This is a genomic window from Bradyrhizobium sp. AZCC 1610, from assembly GCF_036924515.1.
Taxonomy (GTDB): Bacteria; Pseudomonadota; Alphaproteobacteria; order Rhizobiales; family Xanthobacteraceae; genus Bradyrhizobium.
The window spans coordinates 953,199-976,946 of sequence record NZ_JAZHRR010000001.1; the positions used below are offsets into that span (position 1 = coordinate 953,199).

General features: G+C 63.0%; 29 protein-coding genes and 2 pseudogenes. 15 read left to right on the forward strand and 16 right to left on the reverse strand.

Going from position 1 to position 23,748, the window contains the following annotated elements; translation table 11 throughout:
* Positions 1 to 27: 27 nt before the first annotated feature.
* From V1279_RS04795 to V1279_RS04835, 9 genes and pseudogenes are all read right to left on the reverse strand, one after another.
* Entirely contained in the window at positions 28 to 897 is an 870-nt protein-coding gene (locus V1279_RS04795) for a fumarylacetoacetate hydrolase family protein (protein WP_334433015.1), read from the reverse strand.
* Entirely contained in the window at positions 897 to 1,559 is a 663-nt protein-coding gene (locus V1279_RS04800) for a polysaccharide deacetylase family protein (RefSeq protein WP_334433017.1), read from the reverse strand. Before V1279_RS04800 ends, V1279_RS04795 begins: the two co-directional genes overlap by 1 nt.
* A gap of 12 nt (positions 1,560 to 1,571) precedes the next feature.
* Positions 1,572 to 2,372, reverse strand: coding sequence for an ABC transporter permease (locus V1279_RS04805; protein WP_334433019.1), 801 nt, complete (start codon positions 2,370 to 2,372; stop codon positions 1,572 to 1,574).
* Positions 2,373 to 2,379: 7 nt separating this feature from the next.
* Positions 2,380 to 3,177, reverse strand: coding sequence for an ABC transporter ATP-binding protein (locus V1279_RS04810; RefSeq protein WP_334433021.1), 798 nt, complete (start codon positions 3,175 to 3,177; stop codon positions 2,380 to 2,382).
* Complete coding sequence (locus tag V1279_RS04815) at positions 3,156 to 3,908, reverse strand: ABC transporter permease (protein WP_334433023.1); 753 nt, start codon at positions 3,906 to 3,908, stop codon at positions 3,156 to 3,158. The genes V1279_RS04810 and V1279_RS04815 overlap by 22 nt, the downstream gene beginning before the upstream one ends.
* A 9-nt stretch (positions 3,909 to 3,917) precedes the next feature.
* On the reverse strand, positions 3,918 to 4,889 hold the full coding sequence (locus tag V1279_RS04820) for an ABC transporter substrate-binding protein (RefSeq protein WP_334433026.1): 972 nt from the start codon (positions 4,887 to 4,889) through the stop codon (positions 3,918 to 3,920).
* 50 nt (positions 4,890 to 4,939) lie between these two features.
* A complete protein-coding gene (locus tag V1279_RS04825; RefSeq protein ID WP_334433029.1) occupies positions 4,940 to 5,392 on the reverse strand; it encodes an FCD domain-containing protein in 453 nt (150 codons plus the stop codon).
* A gap of 112 nt (positions 5,393 to 5,504) precedes the next feature.
* A pseudogene (locus tag V1279_RS04830) lies at positions 5,505 to 5,669 on the reverse strand (GntR family transcriptional regulator); the annotation flags it as partial.
* 96 nt (positions 5,670 to 5,765) lie between these two features.
* A complete protein-coding gene (locus V1279_RS04835; protein ID WP_334433032.1) occupies positions 5,766 to 6,131 on the reverse strand; it encodes a nuclear transport factor 2 family protein in 366 nt (121 codons plus the stop codon).
* A 100-nt stretch (positions 6,132 to 6,231) separates the two neighbouring features.
* On the opposite strand from V1279_RS04835, the gene V1279_RS04840 reads away from it, so the two are divergent.
* From V1279_RS04840 to V1279_RS04855, 4 genes are all read left to right on the forward strand, one after another.
* Complete coding sequence (locus V1279_RS04840; protein ID WP_334433035.1) at positions 6,232 to 6,819, forward strand: TetR/AcrR family transcriptional regulator; 588 nt, start codon at positions 6,232 to 6,234, stop codon at positions 6,817 to 6,819.
* A gap of 116 nt (positions 6,820 to 6,935) precedes the next feature.
* Entirely contained in the window at positions 6,936 to 7,376 is a 441-nt protein-coding gene (locus V1279_RS04845; protein ID WP_334433037.1) for a MarR family winged helix-turn-helix transcriptional regulator, read from the forward strand.
* Complete coding sequence (locus V1279_RS04850; RefSeq protein ID WP_334433039.1) at positions 7,373 to 8,155, forward strand: enoyl-CoA hydratase; 783 nt, start codon at positions 7,373 to 7,375, stop codon at positions 8,153 to 8,155. The genes V1279_RS04845 and V1279_RS04850 overlap by 4 nt, the downstream gene beginning before the upstream one ends.
* Positions 8,156 to 8,241: 86 nt before the next feature.
* Positions 8,242 to 9,855 (forward strand): GMC family oxidoreductase, encoded by a 1,614-nt coding sequence (locus V1279_RS04855; RefSeq protein ID WP_334433042.1) that lies wholly within the window; start codon positions 8,242 to 8,244, stop codon positions 9,853 to 9,855.
* Positions 9,856 to 9,955: 100 nt separating this feature from the next.
* On the opposite strand, the gene hemE is transcribed toward V1279_RS04855, so the two are convergent.
* Positions 9,956 to 11,002: a uroporphyrinogen decarboxylase gene (gene hemE, locus V1279_RS04860; RefSeq protein WP_334433045.1), complete on the reverse strand. Its 1,047-nt coding sequence runs from the start codon at positions 11,000 to 11,002 to the stop codon at positions 9,956 to 9,958.
* Positions 11,003 to 11,137: 135 nt separating this feature from the next.
* Here hemE and V1279_RS04865 point away from each other — a divergent pair, with 135 nt between their 5' ends.
* Complete coding sequence (locus V1279_RS04865; protein ID WP_334433048.1) at positions 11,138 to 11,359, forward strand: hypothetical protein; 222 nt, start codon at positions 11,138 to 11,140, stop codon at positions 11,357 to 11,359.
* An 8-nt stretch (positions 11,360 to 11,367) separates the two neighbouring features.
* Here V1279_RS04865 and V1279_RS04870 read toward each other — a convergent pair whose 3' ends face one another.
* Both V1279_RS04870 and trhO read right to left on the reverse strand, forming a co-directional pair.
* Positions 11,368 to 11,583: a SlyX family protein gene (locus V1279_RS04870; protein ID WP_334433050.1), complete on the reverse strand. Its 216-nt coding sequence runs from the start codon at positions 11,581 to 11,583 to the stop codon at positions 11,368 to 11,370.
* Positions 11,576 to 12,328: an oxygen-dependent tRNA uridine(34) hydroxylase TrhO gene (trhO, locus tag V1279_RS04875; protein WP_334433052.1), complete on the reverse strand. Its 753-nt coding sequence runs from the start codon at positions 12,326 to 12,328 to the stop codon at positions 11,576 to 11,578. The genes V1279_RS04870 and trhO overlap by 8 nt, the downstream gene beginning before the upstream one ends.
* Positions 12,329 to 12,533: 205 nt before the next feature.
* Between trhO and ggt the strand changes: the two genes are divergently transcribed.
* From ggt to V1279_RS04910, 7 genes are all read left to right on the forward strand, one after another.
* Complete coding sequence (gene ggt, locus V1279_RS04880; protein ID WP_334433054.1) at positions 12,534 to 14,120, forward strand: gamma-glutamyltransferase; 1,587 nt, start codon at positions 12,534 to 12,536, stop codon at positions 14,118 to 14,120.
* Between the two features lie 40 nt (positions 14,121 to 14,160).
* On the forward strand, positions 14,161 to 14,619 hold the full coding sequence (locus tag V1279_RS04885; RefSeq protein ID WP_334433057.1) for an FKBP-type peptidyl-prolyl cis-trans isomerase: 459 nt from the start codon (positions 14,161 to 14,163) through the stop codon (positions 14,617 to 14,619).
* A 23-nt stretch (positions 14,620 to 14,642) separates the two neighbouring features.
* On the forward strand, positions 14,643 to 15,623 hold the full coding sequence (locus V1279_RS04890) for a D-2-hydroxyacid dehydrogenase family protein (RefSeq protein WP_334433059.1): 981 nt from the start codon (positions 14,643 to 14,645) through the stop codon (positions 15,621 to 15,623).
* A gap of 154 nt (positions 15,624 to 15,777) precedes the next feature.
* Positions 15,778 to 16,302 carry a cupin domain-containing protein gene (locus V1279_RS04895; protein ID WP_334433061.1) on the forward strand — a complete coding sequence of 175 codons (525 nt, stop codon included), beginning with the start codon at positions 15,778 to 15,780 and terminating at the stop codon, positions 16,300 to 16,302.
* Between the two features lie 40 nt (positions 16,303 to 16,342).
* A complete protein-coding gene (locus tag V1279_RS04900; protein WP_334433064.1) occupies positions 16,343 to 17,080 on the forward strand; it encodes an enoyl-CoA hydratase/isomerase family protein in 738 nt (245 codons plus the stop codon).
* Positions 17,081 to 17,205: 125 nt separating this feature from the next.
* On the forward strand, positions 17,206 to 17,637 hold the full coding sequence (locus V1279_RS04905; protein ID WP_334433066.1) for a VOC family protein: 432 nt from the start codon (positions 17,206 to 17,208) through the stop codon (positions 17,635 to 17,637).
* A 35-nt stretch (positions 17,638 to 17,672) separates the two neighbouring features.
* Positions 17,673 to 18,161 (forward strand): VOC family protein, encoded by a 489-nt coding sequence (locus V1279_RS04910; protein WP_334433069.1) that lies wholly within the window; start codon positions 17,673 to 17,675, stop codon positions 18,159 to 18,161.
* A gap of 183 nt (positions 18,162 to 18,344) precedes the next feature.
* Here V1279_RS04910 and V1279_RS04915 read toward each other — a convergent pair whose 3' ends face one another.
* The 3 genes from V1279_RS04915 to V1279_RS04925 are packed head-to-tail and all read right to left on the reverse strand — an operon-like array spanning position 18,345 to position 20,439.
* Complete coding sequence (locus V1279_RS04915) at positions 18,345 to 19,469, reverse strand: hypothetical protein (protein ID WP_334433071.1); 1,125 nt, start codon at positions 19,467 to 19,469, stop codon at positions 18,345 to 18,347.
* Between the two features lie 2 nt (positions 19,470 to 19,471).
* Positions 19,472 to 20,179 carry a FecR family protein gene (locus V1279_RS04920; protein ID WP_334433073.1) on the reverse strand — a complete coding sequence of 236 codons (708 nt, stop codon included), beginning with the start codon at positions 20,177 to 20,179 and terminating at the stop codon, positions 19,472 to 19,474.
* A 50-nt stretch (positions 20,180 to 20,229) separates the two neighbouring features.
* Positions 20,230 to 20,439, reverse strand: a complete 210-nt coding sequence (locus V1279_RS04925) for a hypothetical protein (protein WP_334433075.1) — start codon at positions 20,437 to 20,439, stop codon at positions 20,230 to 20,232.
* Between V1279_RS04925 and V1279_RS04930 the strand changes: the two genes are divergently transcribed.
* A complete protein-coding gene (locus V1279_RS04930) occupies positions 20,429 to 21,691 on the forward strand; it encodes a phospholipid carrier-dependent glycosyltransferase (protein WP_334433078.1) in 1,263 nt (420 codons plus the stop codon). The genes V1279_RS04925 and V1279_RS04930 overlap by 11 nt on opposite strands.
* Before the next feature lie 10 nt (positions 21,692 to 21,701).
* Positions 21,702 to 21,920 (forward strand): annotated as a pseudogene (locus V1279_RS04935) (hybrid sensor histidine kinase/response regulator); the annotation flags it as partial.
* A gap of 123 nt (positions 21,921 to 22,043) precedes the next feature.
* Here the strand turns inward: V1279_RS04935 and V1279_RS04940 are convergent.
* Positions 22,044 to 22,673, reverse strand: coding sequence for an OmpA family protein (locus V1279_RS04940; protein ID WP_334433080.1), 630 nt, complete (start codon positions 22,671 to 22,673; stop codon positions 22,044 to 22,046).
* Positions 22,674 to 23,439: 766 nt separating this feature from the next.
* On the opposite strand from V1279_RS04940, the gene V1279_RS04945 reads away from it, so the two are divergent.
* Positions 23,440 to 23,670 carry a hypothetical protein gene (locus V1279_RS04945; RefSeq protein WP_334433082.1) on the forward strand — a complete coding sequence of 77 codons (231 nt, stop codon included), beginning with the start codon at positions 23,440 to 23,442 and terminating at the stop codon, positions 23,668 to 23,670.
* The last annotated feature ends 78 nt before the right edge of the window (positions 23,671 to 23,748 follow it).

Below are 23,748 nucleotides of genomic sequence, written 5' to 3' on the forward strand. Positions count from 1 at the left end.
TTGCTCTTGCTATTGCTTCCTCAATTCTCAGGCCGCACGCGTCACCGCGGCCGCAGCCTCATCCTTGACCGGATTGCGCAGCACGCCGATGCCGGACACCTCGACCTCGACCACGTCGCCATCCTTCATCCAGAGCGGCGGCGTGCGGTAGGCGCCGACGCCGCCGGTGGTGCCGGTCACGATGACGTCGCCGGGGACGAGCTCGGTGAAGGTCGAGCAATAGGCGATCAGGGCAGGGACGTCGAACACGAGGTCCGAGATTGGTGCTGCCTGCACCTCGACGCCGTTGAGGCGGGTCGCGATGGTCTGCTTGCTGATGTCGGGGATTTCGTCCGTCGTGACCATCCATGGCCCGAATGCGCCGGTGCCGACGAAGTTTTTGCCGGGGGCGAATTGCGAAGTATGGCGCTGCCAGTCGCGGATGCTGCCGTCATTGTAGCAGGCATAGCCGGCGACATGCGCCAGCGCTGTCTCGCGCGAAATGCGTCGGCCGGCCTTGCCGATGATAACGGCCGTCTCGCCCTCATAATCGAATCGCTCGGACTCCAGCGGCCGGATCATCGGCTGGCCGCCGCCGACCTGGCTGTTGGCAAAGCGGATGAAGATCATCGGGTGCGGCGGTGTGGGATGGCCGCTTTCGGCGAGATGTGTGGCGTAGTTGACGCCGATGCAGAAGATCTTGTCCGGATCGGGAACGGTCGGCAGCAATTCGATTTCGGCGAACGCGTAATCGGGACGTTCGCTTTGCAGCGCCTTCAGGTCGTCGAGCGATCCGTTCGCGAGCAACGCCTTCAGGGTCGGCCAATCCTTCAGCCGCTTGCCGGCATCGATGATGCCGGCGTTTGTCACCAGGCCGTAGGTTGCCGTCTGACCTGCCTTGAAACTCGCGATCTTCATTATTCGGTACCTTCTTCGATGGAGGAAACATAGGGTTCGATGGATCGTACGATCTCGCCAGAGCGGATCGGAACACAGTCGGGCGGAAAGTCTTGATGGAAACGCGCGCCGGCTTTCCCGGCGCGGTCGATAAAGCGTTCGAGATGGTCCATCGCACCGCTCGGCAGATCGTGCAGAACCATGAGACTCCACGGCTGCGATCGGCACTGTTCCAAGGCCCGGTCGGCCCACCCGTCGGGATCGTCCCAGTCGCGCGGGATCGCGTTCCAGAGCACGCAGCTATGCTTGTTGCGCGCGAGATATTCGACCACGGAAGGCTTCAACAGCCGGTCGTCGAGATGGCCCCCGCCGCCGAACGGCCGGAACCAGCGATTGGCGTGCGCGAGGTTGCCGATCGCATCCTGCGTCCGGCCGATCTCGTGCTGTGCCGCTTCCGGATCCCGTTGCTGCCCGAGCGGCACCGTGTGCGTAAAAGTGTGATTGCCGATCCAGTGGCCTTCGTCATGGGCCCGCGCCGCAAGCCGGCGGCGTTCGGGGTCGCCAAGCTTCTCGCCGATCACGAAGAAGGTCGTCTTGATGCCGCGTTCGCGTAAGGTATCGAGCACGCGCGGCGTGACGCCGGGCTCGGGACCATTGTCGAATGTCAGCGTCAGATCGAACACGCCGCTGCTCCGTCAGGTCGCAGGCTGAATGGCGCCGGCGGTGATCTCGTCGGCGGCGCGCTGGCCGGCGCGTGACCCGGTCTGCCAGATCGCGGCCTTGCGCTCGATCCATTTGATGGCGGCGTTGAAGGCAATTGCCATCGCAAGCACCAGGAGAACGCCGGCGAAGACATGCGGGCTGTCGAGAATGGTGCGGTAGCGGGAAATCAGATAGCCGATGCCGGCGGACGAAATCAGCATCTCGGACACGACAACGCCGACGATCACGAGCGCACCGCCGACCCGCAGCCCCGACAGCACGGTCGGAATTGCCGCCGGAATGATCACGCGAACCAGCCGCTGGCTCAGCGTCGCGCCCATGCTGCGGGCGGCCAGCAGCAATTGCGGATCGATGGTCTGGATCCCGGCGGCGGTCGCGAGCATCGTCGGCAGGAATCCATAAATGGAAGCGAACGCGATCTTGGATTCCGAGCCGATGCCGAGCCACACCGTGAAGACGGGATAGAGAATGACCAGCGGCACTGCATAAAGGCTCGATACCATCGGCATGATCAGGATGCGCGGTCGCGGCAGGCTGCCGACGATGGCCCCTAACAGGATGCCGCCACCACAGGCAAAAGCCATCGAGATCGCGACCTCGTAGAGCGTCACGGCGAGCGCGTGGCCGTATTCACCCGCTTCGTTCCATCCGGCCGCAAGCGTCGACGACAGCGACGGCAGGAACAGTTCCGGAATGAAGCCGGCACGCGGCAGGATTTCCCACAGCGCAATCAGGCCGATCACGATCAATCTGCGAAGCGTCGCTGCGGTCATCTCTGCCTCACGCCGATTTTCGGATATGCCGCCAGATGCGGTCGCGCAGCGTGCCGAACGTGTCGCCGCTCAGCATTTCATATGTACGCGGGCGGGGCAGCGAGACCTGCAGATGATCGACAATGCGGCCGGGGCGCGGCGACATCACGATGACCTCGTCGGCGAGGTAGACCGCTTCGGTCAGGCTGTGGGTGACGAACACCACCGTCTTGCCGGTCGCCGCCCAGATCCGCAACAATTCGTCGCCCATGGTCATGCGGGTCTGTTCGTCAAGCGCGGCAAACGGTTCGTCCATCAGCAGCACCGGTGGGTCCTGAACCAGCCCGCGCGCGATCGAGACGCGCTGCTTCATGCCGCCGGACAGTTCGTGCGGATGGCGCTTGCCGAAACCGTCGAGGCCGACGAGCTTCAAGGCGTCCTGTGCCCTGGCACGACGATCGCTCTTGGTGACGCCGCGCAGCGCCAGCGGAAACTCGACGTTCTCTTCCGCCGTCAGCCAGGGAAACAGGCTGGCTTCCTGAAACACCACGCCGACCCGGTTCGGATCGGGCTCCGGGATCGGCGCGCCGCTGATGGTGATGGTGCCCGAGGTCTGCTGGCGCAGGCCCGCCATCATCATCAGAAGCGTCGACTTGCCGCAGCCGCTCGGGCCGACCAGCACGACGAAGCGGCCGGGCTTGACGTCGAGCGAGACGTCCTCGAGCGCGACGACGTCCTGCGTCGTGGTCTTGAAGACCTGCCCGACATTGCGGACCTCGACCGCGCCGGCCGGCTTCAGCGGGGTTATGTTCGCCAATGGCTGCATCGTGTTTCCACCCATCTGACCAGTTCATTGAAGGTGATCGCGATCACGGCGATCATCACCACGCCGGCCAGCAACTGCTTCATCTGAAAATTCTCGCCCCAGGTTGCGATCTGGTGGCCGATGCCGTCGCGCGAGGCGTACATTTCGGCGAGGATGACGCCGGTGAGATTGAAGATCATCGAGATCCGCAGCGCCTCCAGCAGAACGGGGAGCATGCTCGGCAGATAGACGCGGAAGGCGGTCTGCATTGGCGTTGCGCCATAGGAGCGTGCGACGGTCAAATGCTCAACCTTGACCGACTCCACCGCCGTCGTGGTCGACATGATCACGATGAAGATGGTCGAGAAGAAGCCGAAGCCGACCTTCTGCGCAAAGCCGACCCCGAACACCAGGATGAACATCGGCAGGAAGATCGATTTCGGAATGCTGAAGGCGAAGAACAGCAGCGGCTTTGCCACGTCGGCGAAATAGCGGTTCTCTGCAATCAGAAAACCGATCAGCGCGCCGACGGGGACGGCGAGCGCAAACGCCGTCACCACCTCGGTCGCGGTGACGGCAAGGTCCTTGCGCACGCTCGCCCGCTGCAGGAGTTCGCCGAGCGTTGCCAGCGTGTCGGAGGCGGAAGGAAGCAGGCGCGGGTTGACGAGGCCGGTCCGCGACAGGATTTCCCATATCGCAAACAGCGCCACCACGATGGCGACCCGCGCCGCCTTTACGCCTAATCCGCGCATCGCGCCGCCTCAGGGCTTGGTCGGAACCGGCTTGAACTGCGTCGAGATAATCTCGGCGACGGGCCCAAGGTCCTTCATGCCGCCGGCCTTGGCCATGTCGAGCGCGAGCTGAAGCTGCTCCGGAATCTTGGGCCCGTCCATGCTGCCGTCGGTTTCCAGCTTCATGATCGTGTTTTCATATTCCAGCGCCGCGATCTCGGCGGGGATTTCATAGAGCTCGGTGATCAGTTTGACGGACGCGTCCTTGTTGGCGCGCATGAAGGCGAGCGCGCCATAGAGCGCATTCAGCGTCTTCTGCACCATCTGCGGCTTGTCCTGCACGTATTTGTCGAGCGCGATCCAGCCGGCGGCGAGGTTCGGCGGCACTTCCCTGGAGAAGTCGAGGATGGTGCGCGCTTCGCCCGATTTGGAAATCTGGAAGCTCAGCGGCGAGTAAACCACGGCTGCGTCGACATTGCCGGCGAGCAGGTTCGGTACCAGCCCGCCGCCGCCGACGGGCACGCGGGTGAACTCGATCTTCTTGTCCTGCTGGGTCCACAGCGCCAGCAGGTCGGAGCCGGATCCCGCGGAGGTGATCGCGACCTTCTTGCCGGCCAAATCCTTGACGCCGAGCGTCGATTTCGAAAGCGTCATCAATTGCCAGCCGTAATAGCCCATGGCGGCATTTGCGAGCACTTTGGAGTTCACGCCCTTCTTGCGTCCGGCTGATACCAGCGAAGTCGCGTCGAGAATGACGTCGGCAGCACCCGCCGCCATCGCTTCGAACGTCTCGGCGCCGCCGCGATAGATCGTAAGCTCCGCCGCAATGCCTTCCTTCTCGAACAGCTTTTGGCGTACCGCGGTTTCCGCGATCGTGGTCGGCCAGTAAGTTTTGGTGGGAAGGCCGATGCGGACAGTGTCGGCGGCTTGCACGGTGGCTGATGCGCCAAGGACGGTGCCTACCGTGATCGTTGCCAGGATGTGGCGTCGCGTGATCTTCATTGACGTTTCCCTTTGCTTTTTCTTGATTGGTTTGGTCTTCGAGCGATCGATCAGGCGGTGTCGGCACCCCCGGAAGCTTTTGCTGTAGCGAACTCGACGAGGTGCATGGTCGTCATGAAATGCTTCGAGAGTGCCGCGACCGCGGCATCGGCATCGCGCTTGAGCACGGCATCCACGATTGCCGTGTGTTCCGCCTCGACGTTGCGGGATTTTTCGGTGTTACGTCGGATCGCGAGCCTTCGATATCGCTCGCTCTGCTCGTGCAGCACATCACGAAACCCGAGCAGCCATTGCGAGCCGCAGGCATTCACCAGTGTGCGATGAAAGACGCGGTGCCGCACCACCCATTCCTCATAGTGATGGGTTGGATCGTCGGGATAGGTGTGAGGAACGGCGCAGAGCGCCGCGAACGATTTCTCCACCGAGGCAAGCCATGCCGCGTCGCCGCGCTCGATCGAGCGCCGCAGCGCCAGCCCTTCGATATCGACGCGGGTTTGCGTCACGTCGCGAAGGTCCGCAGGCGATACCGGGCTGACGCGAAAGCCGCGCTGGTCGGAATGCCTGCACCAGCCCGTCGGCAACCAGCCGCGACAGCGCCTCGCGCACCGCGGCAAGGCTGACCGAAAACTGTTTTGCGAGACCGGCGATATGCAGCTTCTGGCCGGGCAGCAGCCGGGTCGAAAGAATGTCCGCGCGCAGTCGCTCCTGAACGGCGGACGTCAGGCTTCGAGGCCGTTCGTCGGCAAGACTCTCACCAAAACTCAACCCGATACTGCTCATGGCAGCGGAGATTGGCGAGGGAAGCCGATGTCGTCAATCGAAAATCGATTTTTTCTCTATAGCATTGCAGGGACTGCGATTTCCTAGCCATTTGTCTCAACTGGTCATCTGTCTGGGATCATAGAAGAACCGCTCCTCGATCAGTTGCTCGCCGCGCCAGTTCTGCCAGGCGATCTCTTCCAGCGTTCGCACCGACCCATCCGCGCTGGTGAATGTGAATTTCCAACGCGCGGCTACGGTATCGCCGTCGATCAGGCTTGGCCCGATCCGCGCCGCCTCGATCTTGCTGAAGGCCGCCATCACGCCGCGCTCCTTGGCAACCAGCGCGTCACGGCCGACGACGGGCTCGGAAGTGTTCTCCCGCGTTGAGGCGTCGGGCGCATAGAACTGTTCGATCGCAACGACGTAGTCACCGGCTTCCACCAGCTTAACGAACGCTTCGACGGTCTGACGGCTGGGCATGCGTGTCCTCGTGTTACAAACCGACTACAAGTCGGTAAATACCGACCGAAGGTCGGAAAGTCAACTGGCCGTCGGTTTGAATTTCGACTAGACAAAGGCGATGGCGAAACAGGCTGAACGCCGCCTGGCGACAACGGAAGCAATCCTGAAGGCGGGACGCCGGCTGTTCGGCGAACGCGGCTTTGCCGCCACCACCATGGACGACATCGCGGAATCCGCGCGGGTCGCGAAGGGGGCGGTCTATCATCACTTCGCAACCAAGGAGGCGGTTTTCGAAGCGGTGTTCGATTCCGTCTCCCGGGATCTCGTGGCCGACATCGAACGCGCCACCCGATCCGAACGCGATGTGCTGGCGGCGATGGTTGCCGGCACCCAGCATTACTTTGCGGCCTGCGCCAAGGGGCCGACCGGCCAGATCATCCTGCGCGACGGTCCGGCGGTGCTGGGCTGGGAGCGCTGGCGCGAAATCGACGCCGAGCATTTCGGCGGCAAGTTTCCGCGCGCGCTGGCGGCTGCGATGGACGCTGGTCTGATCGCGCGACAGCCGATCGAACCGCTGTCGCGGTTACTGCTGGGCGCTGTTACCGAGGCCGCCGTTGCCTGCGCGGGGCGGCCGGATGTGATCAAGGCCGGCTCCGAATATAGTCTCGCCTTCAAGTCGTTACTCGAAGCGCTCCGTTTGCGGTGACAGTTTGCGCGGATCTCGCGGTCCGCTCCTCTCAGTTCCGGCCCAGAATTGTCGTGACAACTTCTCGATCTTAACCTAAATAGTTCGTATGCGAAGTAAATGAAAAACCTGTCCAGATGAGCCCCCGTCGCGAGCATCGCCTGGTATTCCTGCTCAATGTCGCGCAGCGCAGGCTGCAGCGCTGGATGGCGGCGCAAACCCAGCAGTGCGGCGTCACGGCCGCGCAGTCGGGGTTGCTGTTCGTTCTGGGCCAGCGCGATGGCGTGTTGATGGGTGAAGCGGGCGCGGCGCTCGATCTCGGCCCGCCCGGCATCAGCGGCTTGGTCGACCGGATGACGGCGGCGAACCTCATCAGGCGCCGCGCCGATCCGGACGACGGCCGGGCGTGGCGGCTGTGGCTGACGCCATCCGGCCGCACCGCGCTGGCGCAGTCGAAGGCCGGGCTCATCGAGGTCAACGCGCGCCTCACGGAAGGATTTAGCGAAGCCGAGATCGATGTCGTCGCGCGCTGGCTCACCAGCCTGCAATCGAGATTTCCCAGAGGAGAAGACGAATGACCGAGCATATCAAGATCGAGAAGAGCGACGGGATTTTGAGCCTGACGATGGCTCGCCCCGACAAGAAGAACGCGCTGACGAATGCGATGTACGGTGCGCTTGCGGACGCGATCGAAGCCGCCGAGACGGATTCATCCGTACGCGTGTTGCTGATCCGCGGCGAGGGCGACATGTTCACCGCCGGCAACGACGTCGGCGAGTTCGCCGCCATCGCGACAGGCGCCGTTCAGGGCGAGCGGCATGTCGGCCGTTTCCTGCAGGCGCTCGCAAAATCGAGCCGTCCGCTGGTCGCAGCCGTCCAGGGCCGCGCCGTCGGCATCGGCACCACGATGCTGCTACATTGCGATCTGGTCGTGCTGGCCGAGAACGCGCTGCTTTCAACGCCGTTCGTCAATCTGGCATTGGTGCCGGAAGCCGCCTCCAGCCTGTTGATGCCGCTTCGCATCGGGTATGCGCGCGCCTACGAGATGTTCGCGCTCGGCGAAGCCGTCGATGCCAAGTCCGCGTTTGCTTGGGGGCTCGCCAACCGGGTGGTGCCGCTGGACAAACTCGACGCTGAAGCAAGAGCGCTCGCGTCCCGGCTGGCGAAGCAGCCGGCGGGCGCCGTCAGCACGACGAAGCGGCTGATGCGCAATCCGGAGCTTCTCATGGCGCAGATCAAGGCGGAAAGCGAGCAGTTCGCGGAGCGCCTGAAAACCGCCGAGGCGCGCGAGGCCTTCGTCGCATTCGCCGAACGCCGGCCGCCAGACTTTTTGAAACTCGCAAAACAGCCGGCGTAGCCGCTTTCTCCCCGCCCGCGACCGGGAGGCAATTGACCGCCCGTGACGGCCCCGCTACCTCTTTCGGGTCGCGTGCGGGGAAACAAATGAACAAGAACAATGACACTTCCGAATTCGATTACGTCATCGTCGGCGCCGGCTCGGCCGGATGCGTGCTCGCCAATCGCCTGAGCGCCGACGGCAAGCATTCCGTGTTGCTGCTGGAGGCCGGACTGAAGGATACCAATCTCTGGATCCACGTGCCGCTCGGCTACGGAAAGCTGTTCAAGGAAAAATCCGTCAACTGGATGTACCAGACCGAGCCGGAACCGGGATTGAACGGCCGGCAAGTGTTCCAGCCGCGCGGAAAAGTGCTCGGCGGCTCCAGTTCGATCAACGGCTTGCTCTATGTGCGTGGCCAGCACGAGGATTACGATCGCTGGCGCCAGCGCGGCAATGCCGGCTGGGGCTACGACGATGTGCTGCCCTATTTCAAGAAGGCCGAAAATCAGCAGCGCGGGCCTGACAAGTACCATGGCAGCGGCGGCCCGCTGCCGGTGTCGGACTGGCGGCATCACGATCCCCTGTCGGAAGCCTTTGTGATAGCTGCGGCCGAGACCGGTGTTCCGACCAATCCCGATTTCAACGGCGCCACGCAGGAGGGCGCGGGATTTTTCCAGACGACGACGCGGCGTGGGCGCCGGGCCAGCACGGCGTTCTCCTACCTTCGTCCCGCCAGGAAGCGGCCTAACCTGCACATCGAGACTTCCGCGCTGGCGCAGCGCATCCTGTTCGAGGGCCGCCGCGCCAAGGCGGTCCAGTACAAGCAGGAAGGCCGCGTGCGCACGGTGCGGGCGCGCAAGGAAATCCTGGTTTCCAGCGGCGCGTATAATTCGCCGCAATTGCTGCAGCTCTCGGGCGTTGGACCGGCCGACTTGTTGAAGCAGCACGGCATTGAGATCGTGCTCGACGCACCCGGCGTCGGCAACGATCTGCAGGACCACATGCAGGTACGGTTGATCACGCGTTGCGCGCAAAAGGTCACACTCAACGATGTCGTCAACAATCCGGTACGCCGGGTGATGGCGGGCATTCAATACGTCGCATTGCGCAAGGGGCCGCTGACGATCGCCGCCGGCACCTCGGGCGCATTCTTCAAGACCAGCCCGCGGCTGGCGTCACCCGATATCCAGATTCACTTCCTGCCGTTCTCGACCGACAAGATGGGCGAGAAGCTGCACGCGCTCTCGGGCTTTACCGCTTCAGTCTGCCAGTTGCGTCCCGAAAGCCGCGGCTCGCTGCGCATCAAAAGCGCAGATCCTTCCATGCCACCGGAAATCCGCATCAACTATCTCGCGACCGAAACCGATCGCCGCGCCTTCATCGATGGCATCCGCATCCTGCGCAGCATCCTCGCAGCCCCTGCACTGAAGGCTTACGCGGTCGCGGAGGTCGATCCCGGTCCGAAAGTGCAGAGCGACGACGAATTGCTGGACTTCTGCCGCCGCACCGGCAGCACGGTCTATCACCCGACCTCGACCTGCCGCATGGGCAGCGATGCGCTTGCCGTCGTCGACCAGCGCTTATGCGTGCGCGGCATCGAAGGCCTGCGCGTGGTCGATGCGTCCATCATGCCCGACCTGATGTCGGGCAATACCAACGCGCCGACCATCATGATCGCCGAAAAGGCGTCGGATATGATCCTGGAGGATGCAAGGTAGGCGTCTGACCGTAGCCCGGATGGAGCGTAGCGTAATCCGGGGTTGTTCGCCGCGGAGAAACCTTTCCCGGATTGCGCTTCGCTCCATCCGGGCTACAAGATTACCCCTTATATGCCCGCACCCGCTTGAGCATCTGCTCGACATGGGCGATCGGGGTTTCCGGCTGGATGCCGTGGCCGAGGTTGAAGATCAGCCGTCCAGCCGCGTAATTCGCCAGCACGTCGTCGACGGCGCGGTCGAGCGCGGCGCCGCCCGCGATCAACGCCAGCGGATCGAGATTGCCCTGCACGGCGACGCGGCTCTGCACGCGCTCGCGGATCAATGACGGCTCGGCCGCCCAGTCGATACTGACGGCATTGACGCCGGTCGCTTCCACATAGGCCGGCAGCAGCGCGCCCGCGCCGCGGGGAAAGCCGATGATTTTTGCATCAGGCGCTTTCGCGCGCACGCCCGCGACGATGCGTTTCGCAGGCTCAATCGACCAGCGCTCGAATTCGCGCGGCGGCAGCACGCCGGCCCAGGTATCGAAGATCTGCAACGCATCCGCGCCGGCCTTGAGCTGGCCGAGCAAATACTGGATCGAATTCTCCACCAGCACGTCGATGATTTCAGCGAACGCCTCCGGATGACGATAGGCCATCATCCGCGCCGGCGCCTGGTCGGGTGTGCCCTGTCCCGCAACCATGTAGGTCGCGACCGTCCATGGCGCGCCGCAGAAGCCGATCAGCGCAATCTCAGGGGCGAGGTCGCGGCGTACGCGGCGCAGCGCCTCATAGACCGGCTCGAGCTTGCCGAAATCGGCCGCGCGCGCCAGCGTCGTCACCTGCTCCGGTGTATTCAGCGGGTCGAGCCGCGGGCCTTCGCCGGCTTCGAAGCGCACGGAGCGGCCGAGCGCATAGGGGATCACGAGAATGTCGGAAAAGATGATCGCGGCGTCGAAGTTGAAGCGGCGGATCGGCTGCAGCGTCACCTCGGCGGCATATTCCGGCGTGAAGCACAGGTCGAGAAAGCTCCCGGCCTTGGCGCGCAGCTCGCGATATTCGGGCAGATAGCGGCCGGCCTGGCGCATCATCCACGCAGGCGGCACCTCCTGCCTGCGGCCGCACAGCACTTCGATAAAAGGTTTCACGGCGGATTTCTGGGACAATCGATAAGTTCCTGCGGGACGGCGGAGATTTGCGTCTCTGATACACGCAGGTTCCCCCCGGGCCAAGGAGGGATACCGGAGCGAAATGTGGAACTGGCGTAAAACCGCGCAGTTATCTCATCCATGGAGGTCCCGATGGCTCAGAAATTCAATCCAGCGGCGCATGACAAGCACGCCGAAGATCCCCGTGAAGCGCAGAAAGCCGATCGGGAAATTCACGAAAAGCTCGAGGCCGGTCTGGTGGATACCTTTCCGGCGTCCGATCCCGTGAGCGCCGCGCAACCAGCGCCGTCGAAGGCCGATAGCGATCGTGCAAACGAAACGCTGTGGAACAAGGTCCGCGCCGTCTTCCGCTGACGCAAATCTCAGTAATGCGGCGGCGGCTCGTTCACCGGGCCCGGCGCGTTGCTTTCGGCTTCCTGAAGGCGCTCCTTCAGTTCAGTGACCTGGCGCGTCAGTCTGTCGATCTCAACCCATTGCGCGGTGATCGTCTGGTTCAGCGTCTCGATGGTCACATCCTGATAAGTCAGTCGCATTTCCAGCGCGTCGATGCGCTCGCTCAGTGCGTCGACGTCACTCATGGGAGCCATCGTTTATCTTGTGCTCCCGCAGGCCATGGCCCAGCGCCACACGTTCGTCGAATACAAAACACTCACCGCGCCAGCGGCTCTCTTGCTCCGGCACGCCTTCGAGATAGCGGAGGATGCCACCCTTGAGGTGATAGACTTCGTTGAAGCCTCGCGCCAGCAGATAGGCGCTGGCCTTCTCGCACCGGATACCGCCGGTGCAGAACATCGCGATCCTCTTGTGCCTGGCAGGGTCGAGTTGCTGCGCGGCGAATTCCTTGAACTGCCCAAAGCTTTTGATACCGGGATCGACCGCCCCTTCGAACGTGCCCATCGCCACCTCGAAGGCGTTGCGGGTATCAATCACCAGCGTGTCGGGTGCGGCAATCAGCTCGTTCCAGTCTGACGGTTCGACATAGGTGCCGACCTGCCGCGTCGGATCGGCGGCAGCATCTCCGAGCGTGACGATTTCCTTTTTCAGCCGGACCTTCAGCCGCTGGAACGGCATCGCGGAAGCGTTTGAAAACTTGAGTTCGAGATGGTCGAGTCGCCCGCCGAAAAGGGCGCCGTGCTGCAACTCGCAGACGAACGCGTCGATGCCCGCATCGCCGCCCGCAACCGTGCCGTTGATGCCCTCATGGGCCAGCAGCACGCTGCCCTTGATCCCGAGGCCGACAGCAAGCGCACGCAGCGGCTCGCGCAGCTCCCGGAAGTCCGGCAGCGCGGCGAATTGGTAGAGGGCGGCGACCTTGAGCGGCATGGCGACCGTTTATCAGGCAGGCCGGGAAGGGGAAACCCCGTATTCCGCCACGTATTCCGCGCATTGCTGCCGGCCAATTCGTTGGCATGCCAGCCATTGCCCTGCCCGGGATGAATATGCCAAGAACGCTGGCTAAGCCCGCCCAATGCCCTCCTGCGGGATGCCCAAGAAATATTGAAGAAACGCTGAAAAGAAAGCACTCGCGATGAGGAATTTCCATTTCGCCGGCCGCTCCACGGTCCATGCCCAGAACGCGATGGTGGCGACGTCGCATCCCGAGGCCGCGTTAACCGCGATCGACGTGATGCGGGCGGGCGGCACGGCGGCGGACGCCGCGGTCGCGGCCTGCGCGCTGCTCGGCGTCATCGAACCGCAATCGACCGGCATCGGCGGCGATTGTTTTGCGCTGATCCAGCCGAAGGGCGAGGGCAAGATCGTCGCCTATAACGGCTCCGGACGCGCGCCGATGGCGGCCAAGGCGGAATGGTATCTGGAGCGCAAGATCCACTCGGTGCCGCTGACCTCGGCCCATGCGGTGAGCATTCCCGGCGCGATCGATGCTTGGGACGCGATCCTGCGCGACCACGGCAAGATGGGGCTCGACACCCTGCTGCAGCCCGCGATCAAGGCCGCCGAGGAAGGTTATGTCGTCGCCCCGCGCATCGCTTTCGATTGGAAGAACCAGTTCGAGAAGCTGAAGAACGGCACCAACACCGAGCGCTATCTTTTGCCGCACGGCAAGCCAGCGGTGGCCGGCGACGTGATCCACCAGCCGGAATTGGGCAAGACGTTACGCGCCATCGCCAAGAACGGCCGCGATGCGTTTTACACCGGCGAGATCGCCGCGGATATGGTGGAGACGCTTCGTGGCATCGGCGGCCTGCACACGCTGGAAGATTTTGCCGCGCATTCGACCGAAGCCACGTCGCCGATCGGTACGATGTACAAGGGCCATGACGTCTGGCAGTGCCCGCCGAATGGTCCTGGTATCACCATGCTGGTGATGCTGAACATCCTCTCTCGCTTCGACTTGACGAAGTTTCCCGCGCTCAGCATCGAGCGCTTCCATCTCGAAGCGGAGGCCGCCCGTATCGCCTACATGATGCGCGAGCAATATATCGGCGATCCCCAGCAGGTTCATGTCGATGTCGCGGGAATCCTCGCCAAGGAATTCGCCGAGGAGCACATCAAGAATATCAGGATGGACCGACTGCTTGATTTGCCCAACGTTGCGCCGCCGATGAATCCGTCCACCGTCTACATCACCGTCGTCGACAAGGACCGCAACGTCTGCTCGTTCATTAATTCGATCGCGCATTCCTTCGGATCGGCGATCGTGTCCAACAAAACCGGCATCCTGCTGCAGAACCGTGCCGGCGGTTTCCGGATTCAGCCCGGCCATCCCAACTGCATCGCGCCGGGCAAGCGGCCGCTGCACACGATCATTCCGAGCCTCGCCACCAAGAACGGCCGCGCCATGATGCCGTTCGGCGTGATGGGCGGACAGTATCAGCCGGTGGGGCAGACCCATGTGCTGACCAACATCCTCGACTATGGCTGCGACGTGCAGGAAGCCATCGATATGCCGCGCGGCCTGCATTATGAGGGCGTCTACCAGCTCGAGGACAGCGTGCCGGCCGAGATCGTCGAAGGCCTGAAGAAGATCGGCCACAAGACCACCAGCGTGGTCGGCCCGCTCGGCGGTGGCCAGGCGATCTGGATCGACTGGGACAAGGGCACGCTGACCGGCGGCTCCGATCCCCGCAAGGACGGTTGCGCGCTGGGCTATTGAGCGTCTAGAAGCTCCGTCTCTCCAAGAAGAGGTTCAACAGATGCGCTTCTCCCGACGCACGATCATCCGGACCGCATTCGCCGCCGTGGCGGCCGCGGTTTCCACACCCGTTGCCATCAGGATGGCTTCGGCCCAGACCGCAGGAAAACCCATGACCACAGCTTCAGGCTTGCAGATCATCGACAGCAAGGTCGGCACCGGCGCGTCGCCGAAGACCGGCCAGACCTGTGTCATGCATTATACCGGATGGCTCTACGAGAACGGCCAGAAGGGCAAGAAGTTCGATTCATCCGTGGACCGCAACGAGCCGTTCGAGTTTCCGATCGGCCAGCGCCGGGTGATCGCCGGCTGGGACGAGGGTGTTGCCTCGATGAAGGTCGGCGGCAAGCGCACGCTGATCATTCCGCCTGAACTCGGCTACGGCGCGCGGGGCGCCGGCGGCGCCATCCCGCCGAATGCGACGCTGATGTTCGACGTCGAATTGCTGGCGGTGAAGTAACACGCGCAACGGGGAGGCGCATCGTGAAGGTCTCGATCCTCGACGATTATTTCGACACGTTGCGCATCCTCGACTGCTTCGGCAAGCTGGCCGGACACGACGTCACCATCTGGAACGATCACGTCCAGGACGTCGATGTGCTGGCAGAACGCCTGCGCGACACCGAAGCGCTGGTGCTGATCCGCGAGCGCACGCAAATCCGCACGCCGCTGCTGGAGCGGTTGCCGAAACTGAAGCTGATCAGCCAGCGCAGCGTCTATCCGCACATCGACATCGACACCTGCACCCGGCTCGGTATTGTCGTGTCATCCAGCCAGCACGCCGATACGCCGTCCTATGCGACCGCCGAATTCACCTGGGGCCTGATCCTGGCGGCGATGCGCGCCATTCCGCAGCAGATGGCGGCGCTCAAGGCTGGCAAATGGCAGATCGGCGTCGGCCACACGCTCCGCGGCAAGACGCTCGGCATTTACGGCTACGGGCGGATCGGCGCCGTCGTCGCCGGCTACGGCAAGGCGTTCGGCATGAACGTGCTGGTATGGGCCCGCGAACCGGCGATGGCGAAGGCCCGTGCCGACGGCTACGAGACCGCCGCCAGCAAGGTTGATTTCTTCGAACGGTGCGATGTGCTTTCGCTGCACATGCGCCTGGTCAATGCGACGCGCGGCATCGTCAAGGCGGAAGATCTCGCGCGCATGAAACCCTCGGCGCTGCTGGTCAACACCAGCCGCGCGCCGCTGATCGAGCCGAACGCGCTGGTCAATGCGCTGCGCGCCGGGAGGCCCGGCATGGCGGCGATCGATGTCTATGAAAAGGAACCGCTCCGCGACGTCAACGATCCCCTGCTGACCATGGACAACGTGGTCTGCACGCCGCATCTCGGCTACGTCTCGCGCGACGAATACGAAATCCAGTTCACGGATATCTTCGACCAGATCCTGGCCTATGCTGCGGGCACGCCGACGAATGTCGTCAATCCGGATGTGATGTCCAGACGGCGCTGAGGCTCGGCAGGCATCAGGGCGCGGATCGGCGAGGGACGAGCCCGGCCATGACGAAAACCGGGGCGCCCATGCGCCGCCGGCTCCCTTAATCTTCTGGTTTGCAGCCCTACTTTTCGATACCGTTCGGACGAACGATTTTCCGAGAAGGCGCACAATGACCGGCACGCACGACCACACCCATTCCCACGATCACGACCATTCGCACGGCGATGCCGAGCGCTGGAAGCATGACGGCGTCCGCGTCATTCCCGGCAACCAGCTCGATCCCAACGTGCCGTCCACCGCCGGCATGGACCGCAAGGCCGCGATCAATTTCGCCCGCGTCGGCGCGCAGAAATTATGGGCGGGGACCGTGACGATCCGGCCCGATGCCAAGACCGGTGCGCATCATCACGGCCACCTCGAAAGCATCATCTATGTCGTGAAGGGCAAGGCGCGGATGCGCTGGGGCGAGCAGTTGCAATTCACCGCGGAGGCCGGCCCCGGCGATTTCATCTTCGTACCGCCCTATGTGCCGCATCAGGAGATCAACGCCAGCCGCGACGAGGTGCTGGAATGTGTGCTGGTGCGCAGCGACGGCGAGGCGGTCGCGATCAACCTCGACATCGAGCCGGTGGAAAAACCCGAGACGGTGCTGTGGGTCGATCCGGTGCACCGCGATCCCGCCGAGAAGAAGTAATAACAAAGGCCGCCTTCGTGCGGATGTCGCAGGGAATGCCATGAAGCTTGTTCGCTACGAGAGCGCGGGCCACGTCGCTACCATCACGATGGATCGCGCGTCGGCGCACAATGCGCTCAACAACACCCTGTGCGACGAGTTGCGCGCGGCCTGGCTCCGCTTTCACGAAAGCGATGACCGTGTTGCGGTGCTTGCGTCATCCGAAGAGAAGTATTTTTCTGTCGGCGCCGACGTCAGGGATCTTCCTGCCAACATGTGGCACGCGGTGCCTGGATTGGGCGTCGAACTCGACAAGCCGGTCATTGCCGCGACATCCGGATGGGTTGTCGGCGGCGCCTTCGTGCTGGTGCAGATGGCGGACATGTGCGTGGCGTCGGAGACGACGCGCTTCATCTACCCCGAGGGCAAGATCGGCACCACCGCCGGCGGCATCTCCTCGGTGATGGCCCGGATGCCGCACAAGATCGCCATGGAGTTTTTGCTGGTCGGCGAGGAAATGTCGGCGGAGCGCGCCTGGCAGATCGGCTTCGTGAACAAGGTCGCGCCGAAGGGGCAGCATGTCGCACTCGCCCAGGAGATGGCGGCGAAAATTGCCGCCAACGCGCCCCTGGTGGTCCGGGCGCTGAAGAAACTCGCCCGCGACGCCATGCCGAAGGGGCCGCTGGAAGGGGTCGCCGAGGTGCGCCGGCTGCTCGATGTCATCAGGGACAGCGAAGACCTCAAGGAAGGCGTCAAGGCGTTCGCCGAAAAGCGCAAGCCCGACTTCAAGGGCAGATAGCGGCCATTCGCCGCCGGATGCCGGCGACGGCACGCCGTTTCGCCGCCTGAAAAAAATTTGAAAAGGATGTCGGATCCGTCTTCGCGGGTTCGTCCTTGGCATGAGCCCCTCGAAAGGAACCGATTATGGCCAAAATGATCTTCGTCAACCTGCCGGTCAGTGACCTCGCCCGCTCGACCGCCTTCTATCAGGCGATCGGCGGCGAAAAGAACCCGCAATTCTCCGATGACACCGCGTCCTGCATGGTGTTTTCCGAGAGCATCTACGTCATGCTGCTGACCCACGACAAGTATCGCCAATTCACTTCGAAGAAGATCGCCGATGCCAAGGCAACCAGCCAGGTCCTGATCTGCCTGTCCGCCGACAGCCGCGACGCGGTGGACGACATGGTCGGGAAGGCGCAAGGCGCGGGCGGCGGCTCCGATCCAGGCCCGAAGCAGGATTACGGCTTCATGTATGGCCGCAGCTTCGAAGATCCGGATGGCCACCATTGGGAGGTGATGTGGATGGATGTCGCGGCAGCAACCGCTGCACAGTCAGCCATAGCCGATGCCTGATAAATCGAACCTGTCAGCAACCCGGAGTTCTCCCGATGTCCAAGATTTCTCCCTGCCTGTGGTTTAGCAGCGAAGCCGAGGAGGCCGCGAAGTTCTACGTCTCGCTGCTGCCGGATTCCCGGATCGAGAAGATCCAGCGCAATACCATCGATAGCCCCGGCGGCAAGGCCGGCACCGTGCTGGTGGTGGACTTCACGCTGGCCGGCCAAGGTTTCATGGCGCTGAATGGCGGCATGAAGATGGAACACACGCACGCGATCTCCTTCAAGATCGACTGCGCCGACCAGGCCGAGGTCGACCGGCTCTGGGATGCATTGCTCGCTAACGGCGGCAAGGCCGACCAATGCGGCTGGCTGAAGGATCGCTTCGGCGTGTCCTGGCAGATCGTGCCGACCGCGCTGATGAAGTATATCGGTGGTTCCGACACCGCTGGCGCGCAGCGGGCCATGCAGGCGCTGCTCGGCATGGTCAAGCTTGATGTCGAAGGCTTGAAGCGGGCGTATGAGGGGAAGAGCGCGGCGTGAGCTGCCTGCTTACCTCGCCCCGCTCTTGCGGGGAGAGGTCGGATTGCGAAGCAATCAGGGTGAGGGGGACTCTCCACGAATCTGTTCTTTCGAGTTTGCGGAAGCAACCCCTCACCCCGACCCTCTAAGAGCAAGCTTCGCTTGTCTCGACCCCGCAAGAGCGGGGCGAGGGAGCGATGATCCCTAATAACTGACCCTCAAACCCACTCCGCCGTGAAGTGTATTGCCGACCGGCTGCGGGCCGGCGGTGCCGTTGAGGAAGAGGTCGGCGACCCAGCCCTTGGTGATGCGGAAGCCGAGCCGGCCGCCATATTCGAACCAGCCCTGGTTGCCGATGACAGGCACGATGGTGCCGTCGCCGGTCACGCTGGCGACGATGCCGGATCGCGTTCCGAAGGATTGCACCCATCCGCCGTTGATGTTGGCTTCGACGCTTGAGCCGAACAGATGGGTCCACTGTCCGCCGACCTTGACGAGGTTGGTGCGGTCCGTGCCATCGGCGATCGAGGCGTCGAACGGATTGAAGGCTGTGGTGGGGTCCGTGTAGCCCTTCACCCGCTGCCATAGCTGCCAGACCTCGACGGAAGCCGCCACCTCATCGCGCGGCGACAGCCGGCTCATCCAGCCGGCGCGGCCATAGACGGCGTAATTCTCGCTCGTGGTCGAACTTTCGAGCGATACCGCGCCGAGGCTCGTCGTGTAGCTGCGCGCGTAGCGCACTTTCTGGAACGGCGACAGGATGGTGCCGATATCGAAGAACGGCCGCGACGATCCCCAGTCGACGAAATCATAACGCAGCGCGAACGCGCCGATCGGCGAACTGGTGACGCGATAGCCGCCTTCATTGTACTGGGCATAGGCGATGCCGGCGAGCAGCGACAGATTGGGCGTCAGGTTCTTGCGGCCGTGAATGCCGGCCGAGAACGAACCCGCCGAACCGAACGCGCTGACGCAATCGTTGCAATTGACCTGCTCGTTGATCCCCAGCAGCACGTTGCCAAGCACACGGTTGGTGATCATCTGGTTGAAGCGCTGTCCGGCCAGGTCGTTGATCGACCCGGCGCTCGAACCGGTCACAGCCGCCGGTGGCGCGTTGGTGATTGGCGTCGATGTGGGGCTTGGCGTCGGCGACGGAGAAGTCGATGGCGTTGGGCTCGGCGTTGGCGTCGGCGGATAGCACTCGATGCACTCTTCCAGCGGTGTCGGCGAGGGCGATGGCGACTGCGCCCACGCAGGCGATGATTGCGTCGCGGGCAGCGCGACAAAGAGCGTTGCGCATAACAGAACGCTGCGGCTGAAATTTGCCATGGTCAGCGCCCGCACAGCATGCCGGTGGGATCGCTGCCGTCATCGACGATGACGGGCGCCGCATCGGCATACTGCGTCTTGCTGCAAAGCCCTGTCGCGGCGCTGCAGGTTGCGGCAAATGTCCATGGCGGGTTGTTGGTCTTCCTGATCGTCGATCTGCCGCCGGCGCCCGAGGTGATGATGGCGGTGTCGCCGGGGCGCTGGATGCATTCAAAGCTGACCGTGCATACCGAGGCCGCGCCGTCCTGCAGGTTGACGATGGTCTGGCCACGCTGCGACAGGATGTCGAGCGTGGTGCCGCGCACGCCAATGGTCGCCAGCGGCGTCGTGATCTTGTAGGCGGCCTTGTCCGAATGGCCGGTGACGAAGCGAAACGCGCCCGAGGTCATGCGCACCGCGACTTCGCGGTAGTGATGTTCGTCGTCGAAAACGGTACGGTCGAGCTTGAGCGTCGCGTTGGGTCCGAGCGAGAGGTTGGTGCTGTCGGCCATCACCAGCCGCGTGGCGCTGTCGATCCCGGTGCGCACGGTTTCGTCGCGGACCAGTCCATCGCCGACCTCGATCTGGGTGGTCGAAGGTCCGGCAACGCGGAGCACTTCATTCTTGACGACGGCCGCTTCGCCGACGCGCGTTTGCGCATACGCGGGAGCAGCGAACGCAGTTACCAGGCCAATGGCAATTAGCAAACGAAAGCAGTTACTGAAATTCATTTCAAAGCCGATCGATTTACCCCGACATCGCACCGGATCGCGCGCGCGTGCTATGTGGCAGAATTATCACTCGCGTGGCCTACTCGCCCGTCGGTTGGTGATTGCGGAATCGAAATGCGTTCAATGCGATGGACATAAAAATCCGAAGCCACCACACTCAATTTTGCCGCAATGTCATCCAGTCCCTGATTCCGGGCCAGATTGTCCGTGAAGCCATTAGCCCCATCACATTCTGTTCTGCCCGCTTTGATGATGCGCACGGGCATCATCGCGGCAGTCCTTTTTGTTCTCGCGCATTTCGTGATGCTGATCGGCGTCACCGCGCCGGAGAAACTCTATTTCGACGAGGTGCATTACGTGCCGGCGGCGCGGCAGATGCTCGAGCCGGTGATGCGAGAGCCGATGCTCAACCCGATGCATCCGCCGCTCGCCAAGCAGTTCATGGCGCTGTCGATCCATTCGTTCGGCGACGGGCCGCTGGGCTGGCGCTATCCGGGCGTATTGTTCGGATCGCTCGCCATCGTCGCGGTGTATCTGTGTGGCCTGGCGCTGTTCGCAGCGCACGGGCCGGCCATTGCAGCGAGCCTGCTCGCCTTTTTCAACCAGATGCTGTTCGTGCAATCGCGGATCGCGATGCTGGATATTTTCGCGCTCACCTTCAGCCTGTTCGCGATCGCGGCGTTCATGCATGGCTTTCGAAAGCAGCGGCCGCATCTGTGGTTCGCGCTTGCCGGGACCGGCTTCGGCCTGTCGATCGCCTGCAAATGGAGCGGGCTCTTCGTGCTCGCGGTCTGCATTGCCCTCGTCGCCGTGATCCGCCTGATGCAAAGCTGGCGCACGCAATTCGCCGACGCCAGCCCTGATGATTGGTACCGGCCCGATCTCTGGCCCGGCTTCAAGGCCGGGCATTTCGCCGCCTGCTTCGTACTGATTCCGGCTGCGGTCTATTTCGTGACCTTCATTCCGCTTTATGGGCCGTCGGTTACGAATATTCTGGAAGCGCAACGGCGGATCTTCAGCGATAACACCACGACCGCGATCGCGGGCCACACTTATATGAGTTCGTGGCCGTCCTGGCCGTTCCTGGTGCGGCCGGTCTGGTATCTCTTCGACAAGATCGGCGACGACCGGATCGCCGCGGTGGTCTTCCTCGGCAATCCGCTGATCCTGTGGCCGGCGCTGATTGCGGTCGCGATCTGCCTGCGCGACTGGATTGTGACGCGGCGGGTCGATGCCTTCCTGATATTGGCGTTCTATTTCGGCCCCTACCTCGCATGGGCGTTGCTGCCGAGAACGCTCGGGTTCCTTTATTACTATCTTCCGGCGGCGACCGCGGCGAGCCTTGCGCTGGTCTATGCCTTGAACCGCGGCGGCATGCCCCGCTGGTTGTTGTGGGCTTATGTTGCGGTCGGTTTTGCCGGTTTTGCCGCAATGTTGCCGATATCGGTCGCGTTCATTGGCACCTCGATGGCGACGTTCAGCCGCCTGATGATCTTCCAGAACTGGATTTGAGGGAGCAGGGATCGCCGATCGCTGTTTGCAGTCGTGGGGCGATGCCACCCGCGAACGGCTGACGCGCGTGATCGCCAACGCTGCGAACGGCGCGCAGCGCGCGGCGATGCTGACGCAGCGCTTGCTGGCGTTTGCGCGAAGGCAGCCGCTCGATCCCAAACTGACCAATGTCGGTCAATTGGTCGCCGGCATGTCGGATTTCTTCAGGCGTACGCTGGGTGAGAACGTGCTGGCGGCAAAGATCAGGGAAATTCTCGACAAGTCGTAGAGCGAACGAACCGGTGCGTCGTGCTTCCCGTCCGCAATCAAAATCCGCCTGCCGCAAGCGGCAGGCGGATTGACGTTCAAGACCTCACTTCGACGCGGTCTTGGTGTCCATGTTGACGACCTGAACGCGGCGGTTGGTCGGGTCCGTCGGCGCATTCGGATCCTTCGGCTTGCTCTCGCCGTAACCGACGGTCACGAGATTGGAACCGACGATGCCGTACTTCTCGGTCAGGTACTTCTTGATCGTGTCGGCGCGGCGCTCGGAAAGATCCTGGTTATACGCCTCGCCGCCGATCGCGTCGGTATGGCCGGCAACGACGAAGGTCGAACCCTTGAGGCTCGAATCAGAGAGCGCCTTGCCGAGTTCCTGCACGGCGGTCACCGAGCCCTTGCTGATGTCGGCCGAATTGTAGTCGAACTGGATTTCGAGATCGATCTTCGGCTTGCTCGCAGCAAGTTCCGCAATTTCCTGGCGCTCGCCGAGCGACAGTGACCGCGTCTTGCGGTTGCGCAGCGTGTTGACGAAGCCGGTTTCCTTGGCCTGTACGGCGGCGTCCGCCGGCTGCTGCGCGCCGGTCGAAAGGCCGCGGGTCGCGCCCGGCTTCGGCTTCAGCGCGTCCAGGATTTTGTCGGCCGAAACGGTGTCGCCGGCGACAGCCAGGCCCGCCATCGACAGGGTGGCGCCGATAGTCATGATGGAAAGAAAGCGCGTCATTGTCTTAATCCTCACTGTTAACGCCCTGCAAAGGTGGCGTGCATGACGTTTTGATGCTGCGAGGATAGGACGGGTTCAAAGTAGGTAATGTGATTCAAGTCACATTGATAACGCCAGCTTTCCGACTAGGGCTGGCTTTGAGCCGGCATCGCAGGGTGTTTGAGGCCAATACGCCGTCATTCTGCGTGTCGGGACGTCGCCGGTGGATGATCGTCCAACATTGCTCGCGTGATCTGAATCACCTTTCGATCGGTGACCGGGATGGATCATCGACCTTCTTGGAAGACTCTACCAGGCAGGAACCGTTTCGATCTCGACCGTAGCCCCGCCATGACGTCGGGCGTCGGCTGGCCGGCCTCGACTTCGGCATCAGGCTTTCGCCAAGTTCGGTGGAGGCTACTCGCGCTGTGCGGTGATCGAAGCGCAGCGATCCCGGCGATCTCAATGTCCCGCAGCACAACGCACTGCAGTGACAGGACGGTGCGAGCAGGGTGGCATCCGTAGTCTTGCGGGATAAGCGACCGCTGCATCACTTCCCGCCGCTGACTTCAGAAAAGAAAAACTGTGTGCCGTCGCGCCAGCGCCGATCTCTGGACAACAAATCGGCCAGATGCGTCTCTAGCAAATCTACTCACAAAAAAATCTGAAGAAGAATTCGTTCGGGGCAACCAAACGGGCGGGGCGGGTGTTACAGTCAGTCAAGCGTCAGCGTGAGTACCAGGGTTACCGTGCCAGCGCATCGGAGCCTGCCGGTTCCGGAAGTTCAATGCCAACATTGATCGGAGCGGCGTTGATCGCCGCTGCAATTTTGCTGTCGACGCTGATCAATTCGCTCGGCAGCCGCTATGTCGGGTTCGAAAGCCCGACGGAGGAGAGCGCGTGGCTGGTCGATCGTCTCACCGGCCACGTCTACAAATGCCATGCGCCCCAGCCCGGCCGCGCCTCCTGCGAGGCCGAGATCGCAACCGGCAGTGTGGGGGAGCGGCCGAAGCGGTGAGGTGAGTTCGCGCCGCGGGCCGGCGACCACGGAACCCGGGACTCCCCCCGCGCGCGAATCCCGCTACATTGTTGCGCG